This window comes from Pseudonocardia pini (assembly GCF_013870575.1).
Lineage (GTDB): Bacteria > Actinomycetota > Actinomycetes > Mycobacteriales > Pseudonocardiaceae > Pseudonocardia > Pseudonocardia pini.
Genome location: NZ_JACBXB010000279.1, coordinates 1 through 6,587, shown reverse-complemented (window position 1 = coordinate 6,587; position 6,587 = coordinate 1). Strand labels below are relative to the sequence as shown.

Genomic DNA, 6,587 nt, shown 5'->3' with positions numbered 1-6,587 from the left:
AGCTGCGCCCCGCGCCCGCCGTGGCGAGCACCGTGTACTTCACGGTCTGCGAGGCGCTCGCCAACGTGCTCAAGCACGCCGCGGCCGGCCGGGTGGACGTCAGCCTCGACCGGGAGGACGGCCGGTTGCGACTGGTCGTCGCGGACGACGGGAGCGGGATGAGCACCGGCACCGACCCCGGCAGCGGTCTCGTGGGACTGCGAGACCGGCTGGCCGCGGTCGGCGGGACCCTGGCGGTCCGCTCCGCGCCGGGGGACGGCACCACCCTGACGGCGTCGGTGCCGGTCCCGTGACCCCGCTGCGCGTCGTCCTCGCCGACGACCACTACCTGCTCCGGGAGGGCCTGCGCGCCCTGCTCGTCGACGGCGGCGAGGTCGAGGTGTGCGCGACCGCCTCGTCCGCGCCGGAGCTGCTCGCCGCCGTCGACCGGGAGGAGCCGGACGCGGTGATCGTCGACATCCGGATGCCGGAGGGCACGGAGGGCATCGGCGCCGCACTCGCGATCCGGGAGAGGCATCCCGGGGTCGGCGTGGTCGTGCTCTCCCAGCACGCCGACGGCGGCTACGCCGACGCCCTGCTCGCCCGCGGCACCGACGGCCTCGGCTACCTGCTCAAGGAGCGCGTCGGGGACGTCGCCGAGCTGATGCGGGCGCTGCGCGAGGTCTGCGCCGGCCGGACCGCGCTGGACACCCGGATCGTCGACGCGCTCGTGGCCCGGGGCCGGACCCGCTCGCCCGGTGCGCTCGACCACCTGTCCGACCGGGAGCGGGACGTGCTGCGCGAGATGGCCCGCGGGCTCACCAACGCCGGGATAGGCAAGACGCTGGCGCTGTCGGAGTCCGCCGTGGAGAAGCACGTCGGGTCGATCTTCGCGAAGCTCGGGCACCCGGAGGAGCCGCACAGCCATCGCCGGGTCGCGGCGGTCCTCGCCTACCTCAACGGGCGGCCCTGAGACCGTTGGGCAGAATGCGCGCGGTGGCCCTCCCCTCGATCTCCGTGGCGCAGCGCCGGGCCAGGCTCGTCACGCGGCACCGGCTGACCCCCGCCACCCGGACGGACGACCTGTCCGCGCTGGTCGACGACCTCGTGTGCCTGCACTCCACCGACCCGGTGAGCGTCTACCTCTCGGCCGCGGCCCGGATGGCGACGCCGGCGCTGTCCGTCGTCGACCGCGCGCTGTACGAGGACCGCACGCTGCTGCGCCACCACGCCATGCGTCGCACGCTGTGGGTGTTCGGGCCCTCGCACGCGCGGCTGGCCCACCACGCCGCCACCGTCGACGTGGCCGCGGTGCAGCGCCGCAACCTGCAGAAACAGCTCACCGCGGGCGGGTACGCCGCGCCCGAGGACACCGTGCGCACCGCGCGGGCGGAGATCCACGCGCTGCTGCGTGCGGAGGGCCCACTGCCCGCCCGCGAGGTCGGCCTGCGGCTGCCCCACCTCACGACCATGGTCCCGATCGGACCGGGTGAGTACCCGCTGCACTCGCGCGTGCTCCTCGTGATGGGGTTCGACGGCGAGGTCCTGCGCGCCCGGCCCACCGGCACCTGGATCAACGGTCAGTACCGCTGGGCCGCGGCCGACGCGTGGGTCCCCGGCGGGCTCGGCGCGCCGCTGCCGAAGCGAGAGGCCGCGGCCGGGCTCACCCGGGCCTACCTGCGTGCCTTCGGGCCCGCGACCCGCGAGGACCTGAAGTGGTGGGCGGGCTGGACGGTGGCGGTCACCAAGGCCGCCCTCGCCGACGTCGACGCGGTCGAGACGGACACCGGCTACGTCCTGCCCGACGACCTCGACCCCGTCGAGCCCGCGCCCTCGGTGGCCCTGCTCCCGGGGCTCGACCCGAGCACCATGGGCTGGAAGCAGCGCGACCACTACCTCTCCCCCGAGATCGCTGCGCAGCTGTTCGACCGCAACGGCAACGGCGGCCCGGCGGTCTGGGTGGACGGCGCGATCGTCGGGGGGTGGGTGCAGCGCAAGGACGGCAGGATCGCGATGCGGCTGTTCACCGACGTCGGCGCCGAGGCGAAGGCGGAGGCCGAGGCCGCCGCCCACCGCCTGGAGACCCTCCTCGGCGAGGTCCGCTTCACCGTCCGCTTCCCCTCCCCCCTCCAACCCACCCTCCTCGCCTGATCACCCCGCACCAGCCACAGACCCGGCCCGACGAACCCGCAGGCCGGACCCACCCTCAGGTACAACCCGCGAGTCCGACACCACCGCCCCCCCCAGTCCGACACCCACCCCCGCGAGTCCGACACCACGGCCCACGAGTCGGACGCCCGCCCCGTACGTCCCGGCCCCACCCCGCGCGTCCGCGATGACAGCCCGCAGGTCGTACAGGGCCGCGGTGGGTCGGGCCGGTTCGCCATCGGGCGGCGCGGTCCGGGGGCCGCGGGGTGGGCGGGATACCGTTCCGCCGTGAGCGACTGGTTCCTGGCGGGCGAGGAGGAGGCCGACGCGGTGGCATCGGTGGCGTCGGGCGAGCATTCCTTCGACGACTGGCCGCACCTCTCGGTTCCGTTGCGCCGCAGCGAGTTGGCCGCCCTCTACGCGGCGCTGACGAACTCCCCCCACGACGATCCCCGCACCCCGGCCGGACTGCTCGCGGTCGAGGCGGACGCGGGCATGATCGTCACCCGGGTACCCGCAGCCGCGGTCGAGGCGCTCGCCGAGATGACCCCGCGCACGGCGGGGCCGCTGATGGTGACGTGGTCCGAGGCGATCGGGCACGGCGAACCCGCGGCACTGGGCGAGACGCTCTCCGAGCTGGCCGCCTTCGCGCGGGACGCCACTGCTGCAGGCCGCCCCGTCCTCCAGCTCGCCCCCTACTGAGCCGCCGCCAGACCCTCCCTCGATGATCCACACCTCGGGAGCGAAGGGTCGATCTCCGACCGTCCCACTCCCGAGGTGCGGATCATCGCCGTCGGCCGGGACCCCATCGCCATGATCAGCCGTGCCGACCGCGGCTCCGCGCCCAGATGGTGATCACGCCGCAGGCGACGCCGGCCCACCCACCCCTCGCCCCTTGATCACCGCATGGGTGCGCGGAGCCGCGGCACGCGCGGCCCCCTGCGCCAAAACAACGATCATCAACGAGCAAGCCACCGGTCCACAGCCGCCCACCTGCCGAGCCGCAGCCACCCACCTGCCACGCCACAGCCGCCGGCTTGCTCCATCACGTCTGCCAACCCGCCGAGCTACCACCGCACACAGGTCGAGCCACAGCCACCCACCCGCCGCAGCCGCCCCGCCGAGCTACAGCCCGCCCACCCGCCGAGCCGCCCACCCGCGCTGCCACGTCCCATCGGGCCGTCGCCGACACCGCACGCACTCCCATGATCGCCGCTCAGGAGCACTCAGCCGCGCCCACCGCGGCTCCGTGGGCCACACCGACGATCATCGGGCGTTGCCGGGGGTCGCGGCGGCCACGGTGACCCGGCGCCGTCCTCCCGCCACGGACGTCGCAGGTCCGACGACACTCCATGATCCACACCGCGGGAGCGGCACCGTCGACTCCCGACCGCCCCACCGGTGGAGCATCGCCTCGCGGGACGATCACCTCGCCCCCACCGGCCACACCGCCGCGAGCACCTGGTCCGCATCCGGGGAGGCCAGGATCTCGGCCTGCAGTCCCTCCGCCGCGGCGCGGAAGCCGGGCTCGGCGCGCAGCCTGCCCACGGCGTCGGCGACCGCGTCGGCGGTGACCTCGCCCGGCCACAGCGCGAGACCGGCGCCGGTCGGGAGCAGCGCGGCGGTGTTCGAGGGCTGGTCGGTGCCCTGGGGCACGCAGAGCTGCGGCAACCCGTGGCAGAGCGCACCCAGCATCGTCCCCGCGCCCGCGTGCGACACCATGAGCGCACACTGCGGCAGGACCAGCGCCTGGGGCACGAACCGGGTGGCCAGGACCGCCCGCGGGAGGGGACCGAGGGTGGCGGGGTCGAGGTCCGGCCCCGTCGTCACGAGGACGTTGATCCGGTGCCGCAGGCACCCCTCGAGCACCGCCCGGAAGACCTCCGGGTTGCGGTTCATGACCGTGCCGAGGGTGAGGTAGGCCGTGTCGGCGTACGGCAGGGCGGTCAGGTCCGGCGCGGGACCGACGGGCTCACCCGCCGTCGGGCGGATCGGCCGGATGTCCGACCACGGGCTCGGCTCCGGGCCCCGCAACGCGGGCGGGCACGGGTCGAGGTAGGGCGCGGTGAACACCGCGGGCACCGGGTCGGCGAGGCCCGCCTCGGCGAGCACCCCTCCGATGACCTCGCCGAACGCGCCGCTGCCCGGCACGGTCGGGCCGTACCCGTGGGTGACGTGCGCGATCCCGTGCCGCTCGGCGACAGCCGCGGCCCCCAGCTCGAGGGTGTCGTGCACGACGAGGTCCGGCCGCCAACCCTCGACCAGCGCCGCGATGTCCCGAGCCCGGTCCACCGCACCCGCGCCGAAGAAGTGCCGGGCCGCGAACAGCGGTGACTCCTCCGCCGGGAGCTCCGAAGGGAGCATCGGCATCCGCGCGTACGACTCGGCCAGCGTGAGGCCGGACTGGTGCACCCGGACGCCCAGCCGCTCCGCCGCGGGGCCGAGGTCGGCGCCGGTGGACACCACCACCTCCGCGCCGCGCCGCTGGGCAGCGCGGACCAGCGGCACCATCGGCAGCAGATGGCCGAAGCCCGGCCAGGAGGCCACGAGGATTCGCATGCCTGCAAGAGCCCGCCGAGCGCGCGTGGGATACGTCCGTCAGGGATCAACGACCTCGGCCGCGAAGGCCTGCGCCCGGATCCGCAGACCCGCCCGCCGCTCGTCGACGGTCAGGCCCGGCGCGGGGCGCAGCGTCGCCGTCGCCTTCTCGATCCGCACGTGCTCGGCGCAGGCCAGATCCGCGCACACGTAGGTGCCGACGGTGTCGCCGCCGCGTCCACGGGCACCCTTGCGCGGGGCGGCGAACAACGCGGTCCCGCCGGGCCCGTGGGTGGTGCGGCACAGCGCGCACATCGCGGCGGAGCCCACGGCGTTCGTCGTGGCGCGCAACGCGATCCCCACCGGCTCGCCCTCCCCCGGCACGAGCAGCACGGCCTTGTCCGGGGCCTTCGCGTCCCGCCGGCCGACGACGTCGTCGAGTGCGTCGAGATCCAGCTCGCGGACGTGGGCGGGCAGGGCCATGCGCCCCGCCTCACCCTTCGTGCAGTTGACCATCGCCCGTCGGATGCGGCTGTCGGTACTCACGCCCGCACGCTACAAAGCGACGCGCCGCCCGCGCATCAGAGATCCAGGCCCAGGTCCAGCGCCGTGACCGAGTGGGTGAGCGCCCCGACCGAGATGAAGTCCACGCCGGTCTCCGCGTACTCCCGGGCGTTCGCGAGCACCAGCCCGCCCGAGGACTCCAGCAAGGTGGCCGCGGATCCCCTGCGCCGCACCGCCTCCGCCGTCTGGGCGGGGGTGAGGTTGTCCAACAGGACGAGCTCGGCGCCGAGCGCGAGGACCTGGTCGAGCTGCTCGAGCGAGTCCACCTCGACCTCGCAGGGCAGATCCGGCGCGTGCGCCCGGGCGGCCTCCAGCGCGGCCGTGACCGACCCCGCCGCCGCCACGTGGTTGTCCTTGATCAGGATCGCGTCCCCGAGGCCCAGCCGGTGGTTCACCCCGCCGCCGCAGCGCACGGCGTACTTCTCCAAGAGCCGCAGGCCGGGCAGCGTCTTGCGGGTGTCCCGGATCCGGGCCCGCGTACCCGCGACGGCCTCGACCCACTGCGCGGTGGCCGTGGCGACCCCGGAGAGGTGGCAGAGCAGGTTGAGCGCGGTCCGTTCGGCCGTGAGCAGCGCCCGGACCGGTGCCTCGACGACGAGCGCGGGCTCACCCGGGGTGAGCCGGGACCCGTCCGACAGCTCGGCGTGCACGGTGTACCCCGGCACGACCAGGTCCAGCACCGCGCGCGCCACGGGGATGCCCGCGAGCACTCCGGCCGCCCGCGGGGTGAACGAACCGACCGCCACGGCGTCGGCGGGGACGGTCGCCGCGGTGGTGGCGTCGGGCCCGTAGCGGAGGTCCTCCTCGAGGGCGGTCCGCACCACCCGTGCGAGGTCCTCGGGGTCCGGCACGCCGATCTCGGTGGCCCCGCCGACCCCGGCCGCGAGCCTGCCGACCTCCCCGTGAGCAGGGGCGGAGGGGGGCGAGCCGATCCTCGTCGAACCCCTGGTCACCGCGCCCGTCATGCCGCGCCCGCCATGGCCTCGGTCCCGACGACCGGCCTGCCCGCCGGGTCCAGGGTGATCATCAGGGACTCCTTCTGCCACACGTCGTCCCGCTCGGGGAAGTCGGTGCGGACGTGGCAGCCGCGGCTCTCCCGGCGCGTCCCCGCGGCGGCGAGCACGGCCTGGGCGATCAGGGTCAGCGCCGCGTCCTCGACGCCCGTGCGGTCCACCGGGGTGGCCAGCAGCGTCGCCTGCTCGATCAGGTCCGACGCCGTGGCGAGACCCGTCGCGTCCCGCCCGATCGCGGCGAACGCGCTCATGGCGCGCTGCACGATCCGGCGGTCCGCCACGGCGACGGCGGGCGCGGGCACGACCAGCTCGGCACTGCGCGGCAGCCCCCGGTCCTCGATCACC

General features: G+C 75.4%; 7 protein-coding genes and 1 pseudogene. 4 read left to right on the top strand and 4 right to left on the bottom strand.

What is annotated here, in order from left to right; all coding sequences use genetic code 11:
• From H5J29_RS16805 to H5J29_RS16790, 4 genes are all read left to right on the top strand, one after another.
• A partial coding sequence (locus H5J29_RS16805; protein ID WP_220187518.1) for a sensor histidine kinase occupies nucleotides 1-293 on the top strand: 293 nt, incomplete at its 5' end.
• Nucleotides 290-952: a response regulator transcription factor gene (locus tag H5J29_RS16800; protein ID WP_312858270.1), complete on the top strand. Its 663-nt coding sequence runs from the start codon at nucleotides 290-292 to the stop codon at nucleotides 950-952. The genes H5J29_RS16805 and H5J29_RS16800, both read left to right, overlap by 4 nt.
• Before the next feature lie 23 nt (nucleotides 953-975).
• The gene (locus H5J29_RS16795; RefSeq protein WP_181781901.1) at nucleotides 976-2,130 is read left to right on the top strand and encodes a winged helix DNA-binding domain-containing protein; all 1,155 of its coding nucleotides are present in this window, start codon (nucleotides 976-978) and stop codon (nucleotides 2,128-2,130) included.
• A 285-nt stretch (nucleotides 2,131-2,415) separates the two neighbouring features.
• Nucleotides 2,416-2,829, top strand: coding sequence for a hypothetical protein (locus H5J29_RS16790; RefSeq protein WP_181781900.1), 414 nt, complete (start codon nucleotides 2,416-2,418; stop codon nucleotides 2,827-2,829).
• 723 nt (nucleotides 2,830-3,552) lie between these two features.
• On the opposite strand, the gene H5J29_RS16785 is transcribed toward H5J29_RS16790, so the two are convergent.
• The 4 genes and pseudogenes from H5J29_RS16785 to H5J29_RS16770 form a co-directional block, all read right to left on the bottom strand.
• Nucleotides 3,553-4,686 (bottom strand): glycosyltransferase, encoded by a 1,134-nt coding sequence (locus tag H5J29_RS16785; protein ID WP_181781899.1) that lies wholly within the window; start codon nucleotides 4,684-4,686, stop codon nucleotides 3,553-3,555.
• 39 nt (nucleotides 4,687-4,725) lie between these two features.
• Nucleotides 4,726-5,211 carry an FBP domain-containing protein gene (locus tag H5J29_RS16780; RefSeq protein WP_312858269.1) on the bottom strand — a complete coding sequence of 162 codons (486 nt, stop codon included), beginning with the start codon at nucleotides 5,209-5,211 and terminating at the stop codon, nucleotides 4,726-4,728.
• A 35-nt stretch (nucleotides 5,212-5,246) separates the two neighbouring features.
• Entirely contained in the window at nucleotides 5,247-6,086 is an 840-nt protein-coding gene (gene nadC / locus H5J29_RS16775; protein ID WP_312858271.1) for a carboxylating nicotinate-nucleotide diphosphorylase, read from the bottom strand.
• A 104-nt stretch (nucleotides 6,087-6,190) separates the two neighbouring features.
• Nucleotides 6,191-6,587, bottom strand: a pseudogene (locus H5J29_RS16770) (L-aspartate oxidase); the annotation flags it as partial.

Coding starts and splice junctions, on each gene's coding strand:
- H5J29_RS16785 (WP_181781899.1), bottom strand. CDS start 4,686: ATGCGAATCCTCGTGGCCTCCTGGCCGGGCTTCGGCCATCTGCTGCCG.